Annotated in this window: 14 protein-coding genes; 3 read left to right on the top strand and 11 right to left on the bottom strand. The window is 71.2% G+C overall.

The features are described 5' to 3' along the window. Position 1: 1 nt before the first annotated feature. Both ACZ51D_RS34735 and ACZ51D_RS34730 read right to left on the bottom strand, forming a co-directional pair. Positions 2-595 (bottom strand): TetR/AcrR family transcriptional regulator, encoded by a 594-nt coding sequence (locus tag ACZ51D_RS34735; RefSeq protein ID WP_465622161.1) that lies wholly within the window; start codon positions 593-595, stop codon positions 2-4. Positions 596-928: 333 nt separating this feature from the next. Continuing rightward, positions 929-1,321, bottom strand: coding sequence for a nuclear transport factor 2 family protein (locus tag ACZ51D_RS34730; RefSeq protein ID WP_465664539.1), 393 nt, complete (start codon positions 1,319-1,321; stop codon positions 929-931). A gap of 120 nt (positions 1,322-1,441) precedes the next feature. Between ACZ51D_RS34730 and ACZ51D_RS34725 the strand changes: the two genes are divergently transcribed. After that, entirely contained in the window at positions 1,442-1,897 is a 456-nt protein-coding gene (locus ACZ51D_RS34725) for a MarR family winged helix-turn-helix transcriptional regulator (RefSeq protein WP_360507374.1), read from the top strand. Positions 1,898-1,936: 39 nt separating this feature from the next. Here the strand turns inward: ACZ51D_RS34725 and ACZ51D_RS34720 are convergent, their stop codons facing one another. The 4 genes from ACZ51D_RS34720 to ACZ51D_RS34705 all read right to left on the bottom strand — a co-directional run bounded on the left by ACZ51D_RS34720 (position 1,937) and on the right by ACZ51D_RS34705 (position 5,183). Beyond that, positions 1,937-2,818, bottom strand: a complete 882-nt coding sequence (locus ACZ51D_RS34720; RefSeq protein WP_465664568.1) for an SDR family NAD(P)-dependent oxidoreductase — start codon at positions 2,816-2,818, stop codon at positions 1,937-1,939. A 167-nt stretch (positions 2,819-2,985) separates the two neighbouring features. Then, complete coding sequence (locus tag ACZ51D_RS34715; protein WP_465622169.1) at positions 2,986-3,501, bottom strand: TetR/AcrR family transcriptional regulator; 516 nt, start codon at positions 3,499-3,501, stop codon at positions 2,986-2,988. A 173-nt stretch (positions 3,502-3,674) separates the two neighbouring features. Then, positions 3,675-4,322 (bottom strand): NADPH-dependent F420 reductase, encoded by a 648-nt coding sequence (locus tag ACZ51D_RS34710; RefSeq protein WP_465622171.1) that lies wholly within the window; start codon positions 4,320-4,322, stop codon positions 3,675-3,677. Between the two features lie 48 nt (positions 4,323-4,370). After that, positions 4,371-5,183 (bottom strand): inositol monophosphatase family protein, encoded by an 813-nt coding sequence (locus ACZ51D_RS34705; RefSeq protein ID WP_465622173.1) that lies wholly within the window; start codon positions 5,181-5,183, stop codon positions 4,371-4,373. Positions 5,184-5,297: 114 nt separating this feature from the next. On the opposite strand from ACZ51D_RS34705, the gene ACZ51D_RS34700 reads away from it, so the two are divergent. After that, positions 5,298-6,242: a LysR family transcriptional regulator gene (locus tag ACZ51D_RS34700; protein WP_465664538.1), complete on the top strand. Its 945-nt coding sequence runs from the start codon at positions 5,298-5,300 to the stop codon at positions 6,240-6,242. Between the two features lie 141 nt (positions 6,243-6,383). Here the strand turns inward: ACZ51D_RS34700 and ACZ51D_RS34695 are convergent, their stop codons facing one another. From ACZ51D_RS34695 to ACZ51D_RS34685, 3 genes are all read right to left on the bottom strand, one after another. Continuing rightward, positions 6,384-6,806, bottom strand: a complete 423-nt coding sequence (locus ACZ51D_RS34695) for an organic hydroperoxide resistance protein (protein WP_360507392.1) — start codon at positions 6,804-6,806, stop codon at positions 6,384-6,386. Positions 6,807-6,971: 165 nt separating this feature from the next. Then, complete coding sequence (locus tag ACZ51D_RS34690) at positions 6,972-7,901, bottom strand: helix-turn-helix transcriptional regulator (protein WP_465622177.1); 930 nt, start codon at positions 7,899-7,901, stop codon at positions 6,972-6,974. 187 nt (positions 7,902-8,088) lie between these two features. Continuing rightward, complete coding sequence (locus tag ACZ51D_RS34685) at positions 8,089-14,322, bottom strand: beta-ketoacyl synthase N-terminal-like domain-containing protein (protein ID WP_465664537.1); 6,234 nt, start codon at positions 14,320-14,322, stop codon at positions 8,089-8,091. Between the two features lie 231 nt (positions 14,323-14,553). On the opposite strand from ACZ51D_RS34685, the gene ACZ51D_RS34680 reads away from it, so the two are divergent. Further along, positions 14,554-14,850, top strand: a complete 297-nt coding sequence (locus ACZ51D_RS34680; protein WP_465664536.1) for a hypothetical protein — start codon at positions 14,554-14,556, stop codon at positions 14,848-14,850. Between the two features lie 345 nt (positions 14,851-15,195). Here the strand turns inward: ACZ51D_RS34680 and ACZ51D_RS34675 are convergent, their stop codons facing one another. Then, positions 15,196-16,101 (bottom strand): ArsR/SmtB family transcription factor, encoded by a 906-nt coding sequence (locus ACZ51D_RS34675; protein WP_465622183.1) that lies wholly within the window; start codon positions 16,099-16,101, stop codon positions 15,196-15,198. 196 nt (positions 16,102-16,297) lie between these two features. Further along, positions 16,298-16,882 carry a 3-isopropylmalate dehydratase small subunit gene (gene leuD, locus ACZ51D_RS34670; protein ID WP_465664567.1) on the bottom strand — a complete coding sequence of 195 codons (585 nt, stop codon included), beginning with the start codon at positions 16,880-16,882 and terminating at the stop codon, positions 16,298-16,300. Between the last annotated feature and the right edge of the window lie 24 nt (positions 16,883-16,906).

Genomic DNA, 16,906 nt, shown 5'->3' with positions numbered 1-16,906 from the left:
TTTAGCTTTTAGGAGCGGAGGGTGCGGAGGGAGCGGAACTCCGGCCGAGCGCCGTCGCCACGAGGCGGTCGGTGTAGGCCGCCGACAGATCCGAGGGACGGAACAGGATGCGGTACATCAGGGGGGCGACGACGACGTCCAGCAGGGTCTCCACATCGGGCACGGCCTCCCCCCGCCCCGCCGCGCGCACACCGATGGCCTTCAACTGCTCGGCGGCGTAATCGGAGCAGCGAACCGCGTTGCCCTGCTCGGGGTCGCCCAGCAGGGCGTCGCGGATGTACGTGCGGCCCGCCGTCGAGGACATCTCGTCGGCGAACTGCGCCGCCCATGCCCCCAGGTCCGCCCGGAGGCTGCCATGGTCGGCCGGCGGGGTGTCGGGGCGCAGCCGCTCGACGGCCACGTCGGACAGCAGTTCCCGCAGGTCCCCCCAGCGCCGGTAGACGGTGGACGGCGTCACTCCCGCGCGGGCGGCGATCAGGGGCACGGTGAGCGCGTCCCGCCCCACCTCCGCTTCCAGATCCCGGACGGCCTGGTGCACGGACTGCTGGACGCGGGCGCTGCGCCCGCCGGGGCGTGTGGTCGCTCGGGCACTCATGCACACAGCTTAACGCGAAGAAGTTGCGTCTGGGCCGAGCAGACCCCGGGGCCCTGTCCGGGCCCGCACCGCCCCGGCTGTGCGAGCGATGCGGGGTCCATGGGCAGTCCGGCCCAGCGCCGGGGGCCCGCCTGGCGATGCACGTACGGATGGGGGGGCACCCCCGGCCGGGAGCCGGCGGCGCCGCGCGCTGATCCGGCCCGATCCGTGCGAGAGGGCACGTCGAGCGTGACAGCCACTTCCTTCTCGCTTTTCGGATGTTGCGCCATGACGGCGGCGCGCGCCGATGCGCCGGGACGGGGCCGGCCTCGTGTCGCCTGGTGGGAATGTGGCTCAGCGGGCGCTGCCGAGGTTCCGGTCGGTGTCGGCGCCTTCGAGCATGAGGGTGGTCTCCTCGATGCGGCGGAAGCGGCCGTCGGCGGCGAACTCGGCGAAGAGGTAGACCTCCATGCGGACGGTGGAGCCGTCGGTCTTGGTGACGGTCATGGTGTGGCGGTCGGCGTAGAGGTTGCCGGTGGTGAGTTCCTCGTGGACGTCGACGGAGCCGCCGGCGACGACCGTGCGCAGGTGGGCGATGTGGGCGAGGAACTCGGTGCGGTCGGCCCACTCGCCGTCGGTGCGCTGGCGGTAGTCGGGGGCGAAGTGCCGGTCGGCGGCCTCGTCGAGGTCGAGGCCCGGGGTGAGGAGGAGGTCGGTGAGGGCGGCGCGGGCGTGGGTGTGGTTCATGGGGATTCCTTCGGTTGGGTGCGGGCGTGGCCCGGCCTGGATCGGTCAGGGGGTGCGTGCCTTAAGCACGCTTCTGACTGTACCAGGAAAAGCGTGCACCAAGCACGCTAATCTCGAGAGGTGAAGAACTCGACGGGACACGACATCGCCGACGCCCTGGGACTGCTCATGCGGCGGAGCACTCGCGCCCGCCTCCACACCCAGCTGACCGAGGGGCTCGGGGAAGCGGTCGACGACCTCACCTACCCGATCCTCAGCGGCCTGGCCCGGACCGGAGCGTGCAGCGCCGCCGACCTGGGCCGCGAGATCGGACTCGACCGCACCACCGTGACCCGTCGCGCCGACCGGCTGGAGCAGGCCCGCCTGCTCCGGCGCCACCCCGACCCGGCCGACGGCCGCGCGACCCTCCTCGCGCTCACCGAGGAGGGCCACACCATCGTGTCGGTCACCAGACAGCGACTGGCGGCCGGCATCGCGGCCTCGCTCGCCGCCTGGCCACAGGCGGACGCCCAAGCCTTCGCACGCCGGCTGCGCCGCTTCGTCGACGAGGGCCCGTTCGCCCCCGAACGCCACTGACGGCCACCGGCGCAGGCCGCCGGGCAGCAGGCATCGGGCTCACCTCGGTTGGGCGCCACCACCTCCACGAAGCGGCGCCAGCTGGCGGCTGAGCCTGAGGACGTTGTCGATGAGCCGAGGGTCGGCGCTTCCGCGGAAGGCGGGAACGGGGTGGGCCTGGGGGCCGATGAGCAGGCCGGTCCTCCCGTCGAGCGAGGAATCGGTCGCGGCGAAGACGGACGGACGGGCGGCGACGGAGGCGGGGCCGGCGGTGGAACGCTCGAAGGTCCGTCGGACCAGTGGCCACAGCAGACGCAACCCCGGGGAGACGATCTTCGGTGAGGCCATGGTGCCGTTGGTCATGTCGGTGGCGGCGCCGCCGGGGTCGGCCGCGAAGACCGTGATGCCGGTGCCGCGCAGCCGCTCGGACAGGTGCAGGGTGTAGGCGAGGTTGGCGAGCTTGGCGCGGCCGTACCAGTGGAAGCCGTAGTAGCCACCCGGCGGTTCGACCGCATCGAAGGCGCGCTTGGCGACCCTGATCGCGCCTGAGGTGACGTTGACGATCCGGCTCGGCCCGCCGGCTCGGAGCTGATCGAGCAGCAACTCGGTCAGCAGGTACGGCGACAGGTGGTTGACGGCGAATGACGCCTCGATCCCGTCGACCGTCTGCCGCCGCTGCGTGAACATCGCGCCGACGTTGTTGACCAGCACGTTCAGCGGCCCCTCGTCCGCCAGCTGCGCGGCGAGCGCTCGTACCTGGTCGAGCGATGCGAGGTCGGCGGCCACGAAGCGCGGAGCGGCTCCGGTGGCGACCGCCGTGATCCGCTCGATGGCGCTTCCACCGCGCTCGGCGTCGCGGCCGACCACGGTGACGGCGAGCCCGCGCGCCGCAAGTCCCATCGCGGTTTCGAGGCCGATGCCTCCGGTCCCCGCCGTCACCACTGCCCGTTGGACCACAGGTCCGCCCTCCCACGTTCCACATATTCGGATAGCTATCCGCTTCGATGGGCACGCTAGCACAAGCGGATAGTCATCCGGTTGTTGGTGGGTGGGACGAACCGGCCGACCCCTCGGGACCGGTCGGCGGACGCCGGGGGGGCGCGCTGCCGTCAGCGCGGAGAGCGCAGCCCCTGAAGAAGGACGTCGAGGTAGAGCCCGCGACGCGCATGGTCGCTGTCGCCGGAGCGCACGGCATGCTCGACGCCGCAGAGCAGGCGGCGCACGTCGTCCGCCCGAATGCCGCCCCGGATGGCACCGGCCAGACGTGCGCGGTCCAGCAGCTCCGCGACGGCACGGTCCAGCTCGGCCTTCATCTGCGAGGTCTGCGCCTCGGCATCGCTCGCGGACTCCAGCACGGCCGCGAACCCCGGATCGTCCAGCGCGTGGTCGAGAGCGAAACGAAGCAGCCGGTGCAGGCCCGCAAGCGCGTCCTCGTCGGCGGCGGCCGCCTGCGCCTCGTCGACCAGTTCCCGGAAGCGGTCCGCCGACAGCGCCTCCACCAGCGCATGGCGGTTGGGGAAGTGCCGGTACACGGTCCCCACGCCCAGGCCGGCGAGCTTGGCGATGGCGTTCAGCTGAAGGGAGTCGTCACCGACGGCCAGTTGCTCGCGGGCGACCTGCAGCACCCGGGCCCGGTTGCGCGCAGCATCGGCCCGCAATACTGGCCCCTGCCCCGCTCTCGGTGTCACGGCCCCAGCATAAGCGGCCGCCCGAGATCCCCGACCCGGACTCGGACCCCGGAGTCCACCCCTCCACGGTCAGGATCCAGGTCAGGCCTGGGGGCCGGCGACGACCACGGTCAGTGGGCAAGGGAGACCGCGAAGGGCCGGAAGCCGTGTCGGCGCAGGATGTGGGGAACCACGAGGATCATGGCCTCGGTGGCGCGGGCGGTGGTGACGTCGCCGAGGTCCTCGATCCATGCGGGCTGCCAGCCCAGGTCGCCGAGCAGGCCGGTGACCGTCTTCTTCGCGGGTTCGTCGTTACCCGACACGTAGGCGGTCGGCGGGGTGGCCAGGGTTTCGGGGGCGGTCATGACCATGAACAACATGGTGTTGAGGGTCTTGACCACACGGGTGTCGGGGAGGGCGGCCTGGAGTTGCTCGGCGAGGCTGCTGCCGGGGTAGCACAGGTCGCCGGGCAGGCCGTCGTCGGCGTCGCGGGTCGCGTTGGAGACGTCGACCAGGATCTTTCCGGCGAGTTCGGCGCGCAGATCGGTGAGACGGTCCAGGGTGCTGTCGCCGGGCGTCGCGTTGATCACGATGTCCGCGGTGCAGGCGGTGGTGCGCTGGTCGGCGAAGGCGATCTGTGGGGCGATGTCGGCGGCAAGGGCCGCGGAGGTCTCTTCCGGGTTCCGGACGCCGAGGGTGACGTGGTGTCCGGCTGCGGAGAGCTTGCCGGCGAGGTTGGCGCCGACGCGGCCGGCGCCCAGGATGCCGATGCTGGTCATGAGGTGATGCTCCTTGCGGTGTGAGGTGGGTGGAGCGGAGGTGCCCGGTCAGGCGATCGGCGACAGGACCTTGAGGGCGGCGGTGTGGATGCCGGGGGCGGCGGCCAGGAAGTCGCGGCTGCCCGTGTTCCAGGGCTCGCCCGCCAGGTCGGTGACGGTGCCTCCGGCCTCGGAGACCAGCAGCGCACCGGCGACCAGACCGGAGCGAACGTCGGAGAACTGCCAGAAGGCGTCCGTGCGTCCGGCCGCGACGTGGATGAGCTGCATCGTGGCGGGAACGGACACGCGCACGACCAGGCCGTTGATGAGCATGGCGGTGACCGAGTCACCGATCCGCCGGAAGGTGCGCTCGTCCTCGCCGGGCCTGGCCTGGCCGGTGCCGACGAGCGCGGCGCCCAGATCGGCCTTGGCGGACACCTTCAGGGGCCGCTCGTTGAGGCGGGCACCGCCGCCGGCGACAGCGGTGTAGGTGTCGCCGGTCAGTGGCAGGTGGACGACGGTGAGCACCGGCTGGTTGTCACGGACCAGGGTGGCGGTCACGGCCCAGTCGTCCATGCCGTGAACGTGGTTGATGTTGCCCTCGGCGGGGTCGACGACCCACCACTCCCCCGACGGGAGCGCACCGCCGGCCAGCTCGTCCTCGGCCCACTGTGATCCCCGCCGGGCCCGCAGCAGCGGCTCCCGCAGCACGTCCAGCACCGCGTCGTCGTTGGCATGGATCTCGGCGACGACCTCGTCCAGACTCACGCCCCGGGCGTGCGAGGTGTGGCGGTCGCGCAGGGTGAGGCCTGCGGTCCTCACCGCGGCGGTCACCTCGGACAGGAGCGTCGTGTCGGCGGCGAAAGGCATGGCTGTGCTCATGGTGGGCTCCCTGGATTCGATGTGTGCGGCGGCTTGTCTCGCGCCTGCACTTCGAAGGTAGGCCCCTCAATCATTAACAACAAGTGCATGCTGTTCAGTCATAGAGTTACTGTCATGCAACTGGATCTGAACCTGCTCACAGCCCTGGACGCACTACTGGAAGAGGGCAGCGTCGCCGGCGCCGCAGCACGCCTCCACGTCACCGCACCGGCGATGAGCCGCTCCCTGGGCCGCATCCGCAAGGCCACCGGTGACCAGATCCTGGTCCGCACCGGCCGCAGCATGGTTCCCACCACCCGCGCACTGGCCATGCGCGCCCAGGTCCACGGCCTCGTACAGCAGGCCCACCACCTTCTCTCCGCGCAGCAGGAACTCGACCTGGCAGCTCTGGACCGGGTGTTCACCGTGCGCTGGCACGACGCCCTGACCGCCGCCTGCGGCACCGCCCTGATCACCGCCGTCCACCGCCGGGCCCCCGGCGTCCGGCTGCGCCTGTCCGCCGAACCCGGGACGGACGACGCCGAGCTGCGCCGGGGTGAGGTCGACCTCGAATCGAGCTCCAGCGCTCCGACGCTCCCCGACATCCGCCACCGCCTCGTCGGCAGCGACCGGCTGGTCGTCGCCGTCCGACCGGACCACCCCCTCACCCACGGCCCGCTGAGCGTCGAGCGCTACGCAGCCGCCGAACACCTCACCGTTTCGCGACGTGGAAGCCTGCGCGACCCGATAGACGACGCCCTGACCACCCACGGCCTCGAACGACGCGTCGTCGCCGCCGGACCCACCGCCGCCTTCGCCCTGCAACTCGCCCTCGACACCGACCTGGTCGTCACCCTCCCCGACGCGGTCACCCGCGCAGCCCGGGAACGACTCGGCCTGGCCACCCTGCCGCCGCCACTCCCGCTGCCCGACGTCCCCCTGTACCTGCTGTGGCATCGGCGCTACGACGACGACCGCGCCCACACCTGGCTGCGAGACCTGGCCACCAGTACCGTCCAGGCCCTGTTCACACCACCGACCGCCTCCCGGCAGCCCCTCACCGACCGGACCGGGCAGTGACGGATGCGCCCGGGAACAGGCCGCCGGGCAGCCTGAGTGATGGTGGGCCGGGCGGCCGACTCGTGCTCCAGGACACGGTCAGTCCTCGCCCGGCCCACCATCACTGTGGCGTCACCGGCGACCTGTCACGGCCGCCTGGGCTCAGACCGTTGCCCTGAGCGTCACCTCGACGTTCCCACGGGTGGCGTTGGAGTACGGGCAGACCTGGTGGGTGGTCGCCACGAGCTGGTCGGCGGTGGCCTGGTCGAGGCCGGGCAGGTGTGCCGAGAGCGTGACGGCGAGGGTGAAGCGTCCTTCGTCCAGGGCGAGCAGGCTCACCGTGGAGGTGACGGTGGACGCACCGACGTCGACCTTCTGCCGGCCTGCGATCAGTCGCAGCCCGTTGTGGAAGCAGGCGGCGTAGCCTGCGGCGAAGAGCTGCTCGGGGTTGGTCCGGTCGCCGCCGGGGCCGCCCATCTCCTTGGGGACCGCCAGGACTTCGTCGAGCACCCCGTCCAGGGAGCGGACCTCCCCGTTCCGGCCGTCGCCGGTCGATATCGCCTCGGTGGTGTAGAGCACGGACATGCTTGTTCCTTTCACGGGTGCCACAGATGGGGGTTGGGTCTTCGGTCGCCCACCGCGTGCGCAGGGTGGGACAGGTTTCTTGAGACGCGCCGTCGTCAGCGGCCTTCCCTGACTGTCCTGATCGGGCGGCATCGTTGCCGCCGGCCAGGGAAGGGATGACGACGACTACGAGACCGGGCTGGTGTCAGCGATCGGTTCCGGTCCGGGTGTCCTATCTGCCGGGGGCGTCTGTTCGCCCGGGGCGACGGCTTGAGCGAGCAGGGTCAGCGCGGCCTGCGAGGCCGAACCCGCCGCCGCGGTGACCGCCACGATTCGCTGTCCCGGCCCGTCCGGGACCGGCATGGCCTGCTGGGTGACGTCCACGGCTCCGACCAGGGGATGGCGCATCCGGTAGGTCGCGGTGTCCCAGGCCCGGACCGGGTGCGCGGACCACATCGCGGTGAACTCGGCACTGTGCATGACCAGTTCGCCGATCAACGCGGCCAGCATCGGATCGTCGGGGTGCCGGCCGACGGTCATGCGCAGCCTGCCCACCACGTCCCTGGCCTTCTTCGGCCAGTCCTCGTACAGCTCGCGGGTGTGGGCATCCAGGAAGACCAGGCGGGCGGTGTTCGGACGCCTGTCGGGATGCTCGGGGCTCCGGTAGTCGAGGTGTCCGGCGAACAACGCATGCCCCGCGCGATTCCACGCCAGCACGTCGCTGCGGCGGCCGAGCACGATGACCGGGGTGTCCCCGAAGGCGCCGATCAGCTGTCTCGTCGTATCGCTGACGTGCTCCGGCGCCTGCCGGCGGGTTCGCTCGTTGCCGCCCTTGTGCCACGCTCCTGCGAGATCGTGCAGGTGGCGGCGTTCGGTTCCGTCCAGGCGAAGCGCTCGGGCGATCGCCTCCAACACCTCCGTCGACGCGTTGAGCGACACCCCCTGCTCCAGTCGCGTGTAGTAGGACTCGCTCACACCCGCCAACCGCGCCAGCTCGTCGCGGCGCAGTCCCGGCACCCGCCGCTCCTCGTCGAACATCCGCAACCCGACGTCCGCGGGCTGCAGTTGCGCCCGGCGCGTCCGCAGGAACCTCCCCAACTCTGATCTGCTGCTCATGGATTCGAGTATGGCCACGCGCGACCGCGCCTGCCTGCCCCTGTGAGTGTCAGGCGGGCCGGACATCGACACCGCCGGATGCCGGGACCATCCGAGGCGCCGGGACAATCCGAGGCGCCGGCCCGGGGTGCCCCGCCGCCGAAGAGGCCTTCGCCTGCTCGAGCGCGCCCGGGCCTCGCCCCGAAACCTATCCCGGCGTGGGCGACACCGTCCGGGAGAGCCACGCCTGGATTGCTTCCGCCGTCGTGGCCGCGTGCTCCTCGAGGACTGAGTGGTGGTCACCTGGCACTTCGCCGGCTCGCAGGCGCAGTGTCGGAATGGTCGTCTCCTCCTGCCGGTCCAGAAAGATGCGGGTATACGCGCCCATCGCCGCGAGACCGGGCTCGTCGAGCCTGATCGCGCTGCGGACCGGCAGTTCGGTGAGCCATTCCTCGTCCCGGACCGGGTGGGTGTCCACCAGCACCACCGCCTCGGCACCGACTCGTTCCGCGACGGCTTGCGCGACCAGGCCGCCGGTGGAGCGGCCCAGCAGCACCACCGGTCGGTCGAGCCGCCTGATCGAGGCGGCATGTGTCCGGACGAGGGCCTCCACGTCCTCCGGCACGGGGCCGCCGTCGTACCCCGGGTGCGGGAGCAGCCACATGCCCGGCAGATGCCGGGCCAGGAGGCCGTACTCCCCAGGGGGTGAGGCGAAGGCGGGGAAACAGACGATCGCCGGGCCTTCGCCGTCGCTGAGTCGCTGTGGGGCGGCGGAAGGGAGCGTTGCCGCCGACGGCAGCGCCCACGACGCGGAGACGAGCAGGTGCATGGCCTCTCGAGGCCGGCCCAGCTCACACAGCTTGCGGTACAGGTACGCGAGCGTCCCCGGGGGCGGCGGCGGACGCAACTGCTCGGCGAGTGCCCTGGGCGTGGGAGCTTCGAACACCGCCGTAGCGGGGAGGCGTAGGCCGGTCCGTCCCTCCAGGCGGTTGCGTAGCTCGATCGAGGTCAGTGAGTCGAATCCGAGGTCGAGGATCGGGGTGTCCGGTTGCACGTCCGGGTAGCTCAACACGGCGGCGATCTCGGCGCACACCATCTCCAGCAGGTTTGTCGGCGGGGTCGGTTCCGGCGTGGTCCGTGTTTTCGGCCGGGGCGGGCGGTCGAACGCGATCGGGACCAGAACCGGCTCGTCGGTGCCCAGCGCCGCCTCCAGGAGTGCCACGCCCTCTGCGGGCGTGAGGGGCACCAGGCCGGGATCAGCGGTCCGGTCGGCCATCATCCCGATCGTCCACGGGCCCCAGGCCAGGGAGAGAGCGGGGAGCCCCAGTCGCCGCCGGTGGCGAGCGAGCTCGTCCAGGTAGCAGTTGGCCGCCGCGTAGTTGGCCTGTCCGGCGTGACCGAGTACACCGGCCGCCGAGGAGAAGAGCACGAAGGCGTCCAGTTCTCGATGTGCGGTCAGCTCGTGCAGGTGCCGGGCCGCTTCGGCCTTTGGGAGCCATACCGTATCCATGCGCGCCGGGGTCATCGACGCCAGGATCCCGTCGTCGAGCACCCCGGCGGTGTGCACGACGGCCCGCAGGTCCTCGATCGAGTCGACCAGTGCGGCCAGGGCCTCCCGGTCGGTGACGTCCAGGCGCGTCTCACCGCTGCGGCTGGCGACCACGACGCGCACTCCCTTGGCTCGCAGGTGGTCGGCGACCGCCTGGCCCAGCGCGCCGCCACCGGTGACCAGGACGGTCCCGCGCCAGGTGAAGGCGCCGCCTGGCACCGGGACCAGATTCGCGCGCTCGGGCACGATCTCGGTCCGCCCATCGCTGACTTCGGCCAGGGTGAACCGGCCGGGGTGCTCCGTCTGCGCGACCCGGATCAGGCCGGCCACCGCCGCCCCGGCCAGGTCGGCCGGCGGTACCAGAACGGTGAGGTGCTCGTGATCGGCCTGCAGCTCCCGCAGGGTGAGCGCCAGGGCGTCGGGGGCGTCGCCGGGCGGCACCTCGAGGACCTGGCCCCGTGGCCGGCCGGGAACCCGGTGCCACTCCGGGCGGAACAGCGTTCCCCGGCCGGTTCCGGTCGCACGCACGGTGAGTGATTCGACGTACGCCACCGGCCGGCCCGTCTGATCGGTCGCGGCGATCCGCCCCTCGTGGATGCGGACTCGCAGACCCGTGGCGCCCCGCGCCAGCAGGTGCACGCCGCGCAGGGCGAACGGCACCCCGTCAGTGAGCAGCCGTGCCGGGTGCAACGCCGCGTCGAACAGGGCGGGGTGCAGCGCGAACCGCCCGGCGTCCGGGAACTCCCCGCGCACCTCGCCGAAGAGTTCGTCGCCGCGGCGCCACATCCTGCTCAGCCCGCGGAACGCCGGTCCGTAGTCGGCATGCTCGACTTCGAGCTCCTCGGCGTCCGGCGGGGGCCACTCGCCGATGTCCACCTGCGGCGCGGGCCGAGAGTCCAGTCGGCCGCCGGCACAGCGGACTCCGTTCGCGTGCACCTCGAACGGCCGCGCGCCGTCGACCTCGGGGCGGACGACGATCTCGGCCCGCCGCGTCCGGGGCAGGCGCATCGCCGTGTGCAGGACCAGTTCGTCGACGGTGCCGCAGCCGGCCCGCTCCCCGGCGTACAGCACCAGCTCCAGGATCGCCGTGGCGGGCACGATCGCCGTCCCGTCAACGACGTGGTCGAGCAGCCACACCGGGCTGAGGTCGGCGATGCACACCACCTCACCGGAACCGGGCACGATCACGGTCGACTCGATCAGCGGGTGCTCGGTGGCGCGGTCGAGCCAGTAGCGCTGCCGGTGGAAGGCGCGGGTGCCCCGCAGCCGGCTCGCTGCCTGCTCGGGGTCGGTGGTGGAGATGACACCCTCGACGAGCGCGCCCAGCGTGTTGCCCGGGCCCAGTTCGACCAGGGCCGCGCCGTCGACCATGGCCACGTGGTCGGCGAAGCGGACCGTCTCGCGCACGTGCCGCACCCAGTAGTGCGGATCGTCCGGGCGGCCGCCGATGATCGGAATGAGCGGTGGATGGTACGTCAGGCTCCGTGCCACGTCCGTGAACTCGGCCAGAACGGGGTCCATGAGAGGAGAGTGGAAGGCGTGGCTGACGGTGAGCCGCGTCACCTGCTCGAACCCGGCGGCGATGGCCAGCACGTCCTCCTCCGGGCCGGACACGACGACCGAGTCCGGTCCGTTGACGGCCGCGATCGCGGTGCGAGGAGTCAGCCTGATCTCGCTCTCGGCGGCCCGGACGGCGACCATGGCGCCTCCCGCCGGCAGTTCGCGCATGAGCCGCCCGCGGGCAGTGATCAGCCTCGCCGCGTCGGGCAGCGACAGCACGCCCGCCACGTGAGCCGCCGCGATCTGCCCGGCGGAGTGCCCGATCAGCGCGTCCGGGCGGTATCCCCAGGACTCCAACAGGCGGAACAGTGCCACCTCGTAGGCGAACAGGGCCGCCTGGGCGATGTCCGTACGGTGCACCAGGTCGGTGTCGATCGCCTCGCGTAGCTCCGGATCCAGCTGGGCGCACGCCTGCTCGAACGCCGCGGCGAACACCGGGTACCTGGCGGCCAGGTCCCGTCCCATCCCCCGCTGCTGCGCCCCCTGCCCCGGGAAGAGGAACGCCACCCGCAGTTGCTCGTACTCCTCGACGATCACATGCGCGTTGGTCCCCGAGATCCCGAAAGCCGACACTCCGGCACGGCGCGGACGGTTCTGCGCCGGCCAGGGTGTCCGCTCGGTGACCAGGCGAAGTGCACCGGCGGACCAGTCGACGTGCGGGGTCGGCTCGTCGACGTTCAGCGTGGCCGGCACGGTGCGGTGCCGCATCGCCATCACGGATTTGATCACGCCCGCGACCCCGGCGGCTGCCTGGGTGTGCCCGAGGTTGGACTTGACGGTACCGACCAGGACCGGAGCTGACCGGTCCTGACCGTAGGTGGCGAGCAGCGCGGCCGCCTCGATCGGGTCGCCCAGGGCGGTGCCGGTTCCGTGGGCCTCGACCACGTCCACGTCGGCGCCGGTCAGCCCGGCGTCGGCCAGCGCCTGCTGGATCACGGCCGCCTGGGCCGGCCCGCTGGGCGCCGTGAGGCCGTTGGACGCCCCGTCCTGGTTGATCGCAGAGCCCCGCAGCAGGGCCAGGATCGGGTGACCGTTGCGCACCGCGTCGGCCACCCGCTCAAGGACCAAGAGCCCCACGCCCTCCGACCAGGCCGTGCCGTCGGCAGCCGCGGAGAACGGCTTCACCCGTCCGTCCGGGGCCAGGCCGCGCTGCCGGCTGAACACCACGAAGCTGTCCGGTGTGGCCATGACAGTCGCACCGCCCGCCAGGGCCAGGTCGCACTGGCCGCCCCGGAGGGAGTCTGCCGCGAGGTGCATGGCGACCAGCGACGAGGAGCAGGCCGTGTCCAGGGTGAGCGCCGGCCCGTGCAGACCCAGGCTGTAGGCGATCCGTCCGGAGGCCACACTCCCCGCCGCACCCAACGCGATCTGGGACTCGAGCTGGTGCGCAGCGCCCCGGAAGCGACTGCCGTAGTCGTTGTACATCAGGCCGACGAACACACCGGTGTTACTGCCCCGCACCGACTCGGGCGCGATGCCCGCCCGCTCGAACGCCTCCCAGGCCGTCTCCAGCAGCAGTCGCTGCTGCGGGTCGGTGGCCAGGGCCTCGCGCGGCGACATCCGGAAGAACCCGGCGTCGAAGTCGGCCGCGTCCGCGAGGAAGCCCCCACGCGTGACGTAGCTGGTGCCCACATGGTCAGGGTCCGGGTGGAACAACTCGTCCAAGGGCCAGCCCCGGTCCGTGGGGAACCCCGTGATCGTGTCCTGGCCGGCGGCCACCACCCGCCAGAGGTCCTCGGGGCAGGTGATCCCGCCGGGATAGCGACACGCCATGCCCACGATCGCGATCGGCTCGGTGGCCTTGCGGGCGGGCGGCGGCGGGTCGGCGGCCCCGCCGGCGAGGTAGTCGGCCACCGCGCGGGGCGTGGGGTGGTCGAACACCAGGGACGGCGGCAGTGCGACACCCAGTTCCGCGCCCAGCCGGTCACGCAGTCGTACCGTGCCGAGCGAGTCCAGACCGGCTTCGACGAATGGCTGGTCCGCCTCGGGTGACAGGCCGGTGATCCCCGCGGCCTCCCGTCGGACCACGTCGAGCAGGTACTGGAACCGGACCCGTTTCCGCACCGGCTTGCCCGAGGAGGTCAGCGGAATCCGGCTGACCGGGCGGACTGCCTCCGGCACCCGATGCGATGGCAACCGGCGACGGCAGAAGGCGAGCAGCGTCGCCGGATCCACGTCGCCCACGACGTAGGCGACCGGCACCTCACCGAGCACCGCGTCGGGCTCACCCACCACGACCACGTCCCGGACGCCCGGACAGCGAGCCAGCACCCGCTCGATCTCGACCGGGTGGATGTTCTCCCCGCCCCGGATGATCATTTCGCCGGCTCGCCCGGTCACCACCAGACGGCTGTGCTCCTCGCGGCCGAGGTCTCCGGTGGCGTGCCACCGATCGGCACCGGGCATCCTCAGGTGGATCTCACCGTCCACGAATCGGGTGTCGATTCCGGGCAGGACGACGCCGTCGATGGCGATCTTTCCGGACGTCTCCGTGCTGCCGTAGCCGTCGTGCAGTTCACGGTCGAACCTGCGGCGGAATCGGACCCGCAGCTCTTCCGGCAGCGGGGCCCCGGCCGACAGACACCTGGGCGGCAGCGGAGCCCCGACGTCCAGGAGCTGGGTGAAGACCGTCGGCACGCCGCCCAGTGCGGTGAACGGTGTCCGGCGAAGCAGGGCGGCAGCCCGGTCCGCCGTGAAACGGTCCATCACGTAGGCACTCGCGCCCAGGGCCAGGACACCCACCACGCACATCGAATGCCCGAAGGCGTGGAACAGCGGCAGCGGCCAGAGCAGGTGGTCGTCGCCGGACATGCCCAGCAGTCCCCGGTAGGCGTGCTCCGCCGACCGGAGCCAGGCTCCCTGCGTCGACAGCACGCCCTTCGGGTCCCCGCTGGCCCCGGACGTGTAGTGGAGCCAGGCGGGCTCGTCCGGCTCGAGGTCGTCACGTGGCGGCGTCCGGGTGGGCGCGAGCAGGTCGTCAACGGTCACCACACCGGTGCCGGCCACCCGCCGGACCTGCGCCAGGTGTTGGCGGTCAGTGACCACCAACCCGGCGCCGCTGTCCTCCAAACGGAACCGGAGCTCGTCGTCGCCGCTTCGCGGGTCGAGTACAACGCCGACGGCGGCCGCGCGGCAGACGCCGAGGGTAGCCGCGATGGCGGTCCCCCCGCTGCCCAGGTACAGCGCCACCCGACTGCCGCGATCGACAGGGAGGTTGCCGGCCACCCGGGCAGTACGGCGGGCGAGATCACCGTAGCTCACCGCGTCCTCGGCATCGGCAAAGGCGATCTTGTCTTTGAGATCCGCTGCGTGACGGAGGATCAGCTCATGCATCTTGCACCTCGGCAGTCGGTCACGACGTTCGGCTGAAGTCGGGCATCAGGGTCCTGCCCATGGTGTGGCCGCGGACTCTTCCCTGCCGGCGACGGCACGAACAGAAAGCGGGTACAGCCCTTGTCCGCACCCCACCGCCACGACAAGAATTCGATCTACACCGGGCTCCACAGATCCCCGAAGTCGAGGCGCCTCGGAACGAGGAGCCACCATCCCCAGAAGGGCCTCATCATGACCGTCCTCAAGCGCGCACTCGGAACCGCCCTTGCCGCCGGCGCCCTCCTGCTGACCGTCGGCGCACTGCCGGCCGGCGCCCGGACTGCCGTCACCGGCCAGGCCCTTTTCGTCGGCAACGCTTTCAGCGGCAGCCCGTTCGCCTCGAACATCACCGCCTACAACAGCGCCTACGCCCAGGCCAAGGCAGCGGGCTACACCACCGCCCAGTGTTCGCTGACCCGTGCTCCGATCGCCATCCGGATCGGCCCGACCCTCTGGCAGTCCAGCGCGGTGGTCACCTGCAACGCCTGACGAACGACGCCTGACGAACGACTGCCGACGCACCCGGCTCTCCTGCCCTGCGGCGGGCTCGACCGGAACCGCTGCGGCCGCTCACGGCTGGGGCCTCCCGATCCCCGGGAGGCCCCAGCCCGTCAACCCGTCAGTGCAGGTCCGTCCCGAAAACACCACACCCACAAGCTCGTTGACATTCACGCACACCATGCCAACGATGGCCATCACCACCGATGACGGGGCAGAGCCCCTCTTCTTACCGACCCGGGGAGTGCGCTCCTCACCATCTGACTTAGCGTCAGAAGCGGAGCTTTTCCGTGAGTTCATGCCCTCCGGCGCCGCGCCTGCCGGTGTGGACCGGGGTCAGTGCAGTCGGGTGATCAGTGCGGCGCCTAGTGGTGTCAGGGTGTGCTGGACCCGGTTCAGGGAGCGCAGGGTGGTGATCAGGCCGGCGGCGCGGAGTACGGCGGTGTGCTGACTGGCGGCAGCCGAGGATATGCCCACGCGTTCGCCCACTTCGGTCGTGGTGGCGCTGCTGGAAAGTGCAACGAGTACGGCGGCGCGGGTGCGGCCCATGAGGGCGTGCAGGGCGCCGTTGCCTTCCTCGACGGCGTCCCAGATGGAGGAGGAGCGGCCCCAGTCGATGGGGATGGGATAGAGTAACGTGGGGCGGTCCTGGCCGAGGTAGCGGTCGAAGAGGATCGGGGGGCGCGCAGCGAGGAATAGCGAGGGGGCCAGCCACAGGCCCTCCGACCCCAGTTTGACGTCCTCCCCCTCCCCCGGGACCTCCAGTACCGGCGGGTCCCACCGGATGGCGCGGTGGAGTGAGGTGAACATCTGATCCCACCCTCCGCTGAGTACGATCTCACTGCGGGCGGCGCGGTCGGCGGCCAGGCGCCGTTCGATGCTCGCCCAATAGGGGGCGATGGCGATCTGACGGAAGCTTTCCAGATCAGCTGACAGGCGTGACTGGGTGGCGGCTTCGGGGGCGTCCGGGTCGCCTTGTAACAGGGTCTGCACGACGTGGTCGAGGTCCGGGAGCGGTCGCAGTGCCTGGGCCAGTGAGATCATGCGGCGGATGTCACTTCTGCCAGCGGTTCTCTTGCGCCAGGCCCGGAAGGCCTCTCCGCCGACTCCGGTACTCAAAACGTCGAGCGCCAGGAGCGTTTCTCGTATCTGCTCGATATCGATCAGAAAGCGAGTGCTCGCCAGACTTTCCGCCGTAAAATGAATGCGCCGCATTGTTTCCCCCGCGTCAAAGCCGACCAATTGGCATAGCGCGCCCCCGCCAGCCGTGTTACGCGAGGTCAGGCTATCAATGGTTCATTCTTCTGCACACGGAATCCTATCACGAACCGAACTGAATTCCAGATTCCGTTTTCCGAAGGACCGGGACTGACTTCGGGGACGGGCCCGCGGGGAGGTCGGGACGGGGATGGCCCGGATTTCAGACGGTCCGCCGGGATCAGCCGACGGTCGGCAGCCAGGCGGGGCGCCGGGCCTCGTGGGCAGAGATCAGACCGCCGTGCTGCAGCACCGCCTCGATGGCGTCCTCCCCGCGCAGCAGCATCCGGCGGCCGCGCTCCTCGACCTCGAACTGCCAGCACGTGCCGCCCAGTCGCAGCGTGCACTCGCGCAGGTCTACGACCACCTCCAGGCCGGGGTGGGCGGCAATCTGCCCGGCGAGCCGGCCGAGCTCCGCGTAGGGGAGGTCAAGCGGGAGCAGTCCGTTGTTCAATGCGTTGCGCCGGAAGATGTCGCCGAAGCCGGCCGCCACCACGACCCGGAAACCTCCGTCCTTGAGTGCCCACACCGCGTGCTCGCGGGAACTCCCGATACCAAAGTCGCGGCCCGCGACGAGCACGCTGGCGCCCTGGTTCTCCGGGCGACCCAGGACGAAGCCCGGCTCCTTCCGCCAGTTGGCGAAGAGGGCGTCCGCATAACCGCTCTTCACCACTCTGCGACAGAACTCCGCAGGCACGATCTGGTCCGTGTCGATGTCGTCGCGGGCCAGTACGACGGCGCGCCCTGAATGTATTTCAAAATTCATCACGAAAACTCCAAAACGGCTGGG

This window comes from Kitasatospora sp. NPDC033851 (assembly GCF_055576085.1).
The sequence above is the reverse complement of the archived record's forward strand: the minus strand, read 5'-3'. Positions and strand labels throughout refer to the sequence as shown.

Bases quoted from the DNA above. Each gene is read 5' to 3' on its own strand.
- ACZ51D_RS34735 (WP_465622161.1), bottom strand. From the start codon at position 595: ATGAGTGCCCGAGCGACCACACGCCCCGGCGGGCGCAGCGCCCGCGTC.
- ACZ51D_RS34730 (WP_465664539.1), bottom strand. From the start codon at position 1,321: ATGAACCACACCCACGCCCGCGCCGCCCTCACCGACCTCCTCCTCACC.
- ACZ51D_RS34710 (WP_465622171.1), bottom strand. From the start codon at position 4,322: ATGACCAGCATCGGCATCCTGGGCGCCGGCCGCGTCGGCGCCAACCTC.
- ACZ51D_RS34705 (WP_465622173.1), bottom strand. From the start codon at position 5,183: ATGAGCACAGCCATGCCTTTCGCCGCCGACACGACGCTCCTGTCCGAG.
- ACZ51D_RS34700 (WP_465664538.1), top strand. From the start codon at position 5,298: ATGCAACTGGATCTGAACCTGCTCACAGCCCTGGACGCACTACTGGAA.
- ACZ51D_RS34695 (WP_360507392.1), bottom strand. From the start codon at position 6,806: ATGTCCGTGCTCTACACCACCGAGGCGATATCGACCGGCGACGGCCGG.
- ACZ51D_RS34690 (WP_465622177.1), bottom strand. From the start codon at position 7,901: ATGAGCAGCAGATCAGAGTTGGGGAGGTTCCTGCGGACGCGCCGGGCG.
- ACZ51D_RS34685 (WP_465664537.1), bottom strand. From the start codon at position 14,322: ATGCATGAGCTGATCCTCCGTCACGCAGCGGATCTCAAAGACAAGATC.
- ACZ51D_RS34680 (WP_465664536.1), top strand. From the start codon at position 14,554: ATGACCGTCCTCAAGCGCGCACTCGGAACCGCCCTTGCCGCCGGCGCC.
- leuD (WP_465664567.1), bottom strand. From the start codon at position 16,882: ATGAATTTTGAAATACATTCAGGGCGCGCCGTCGTACTGGCCCGCGAC.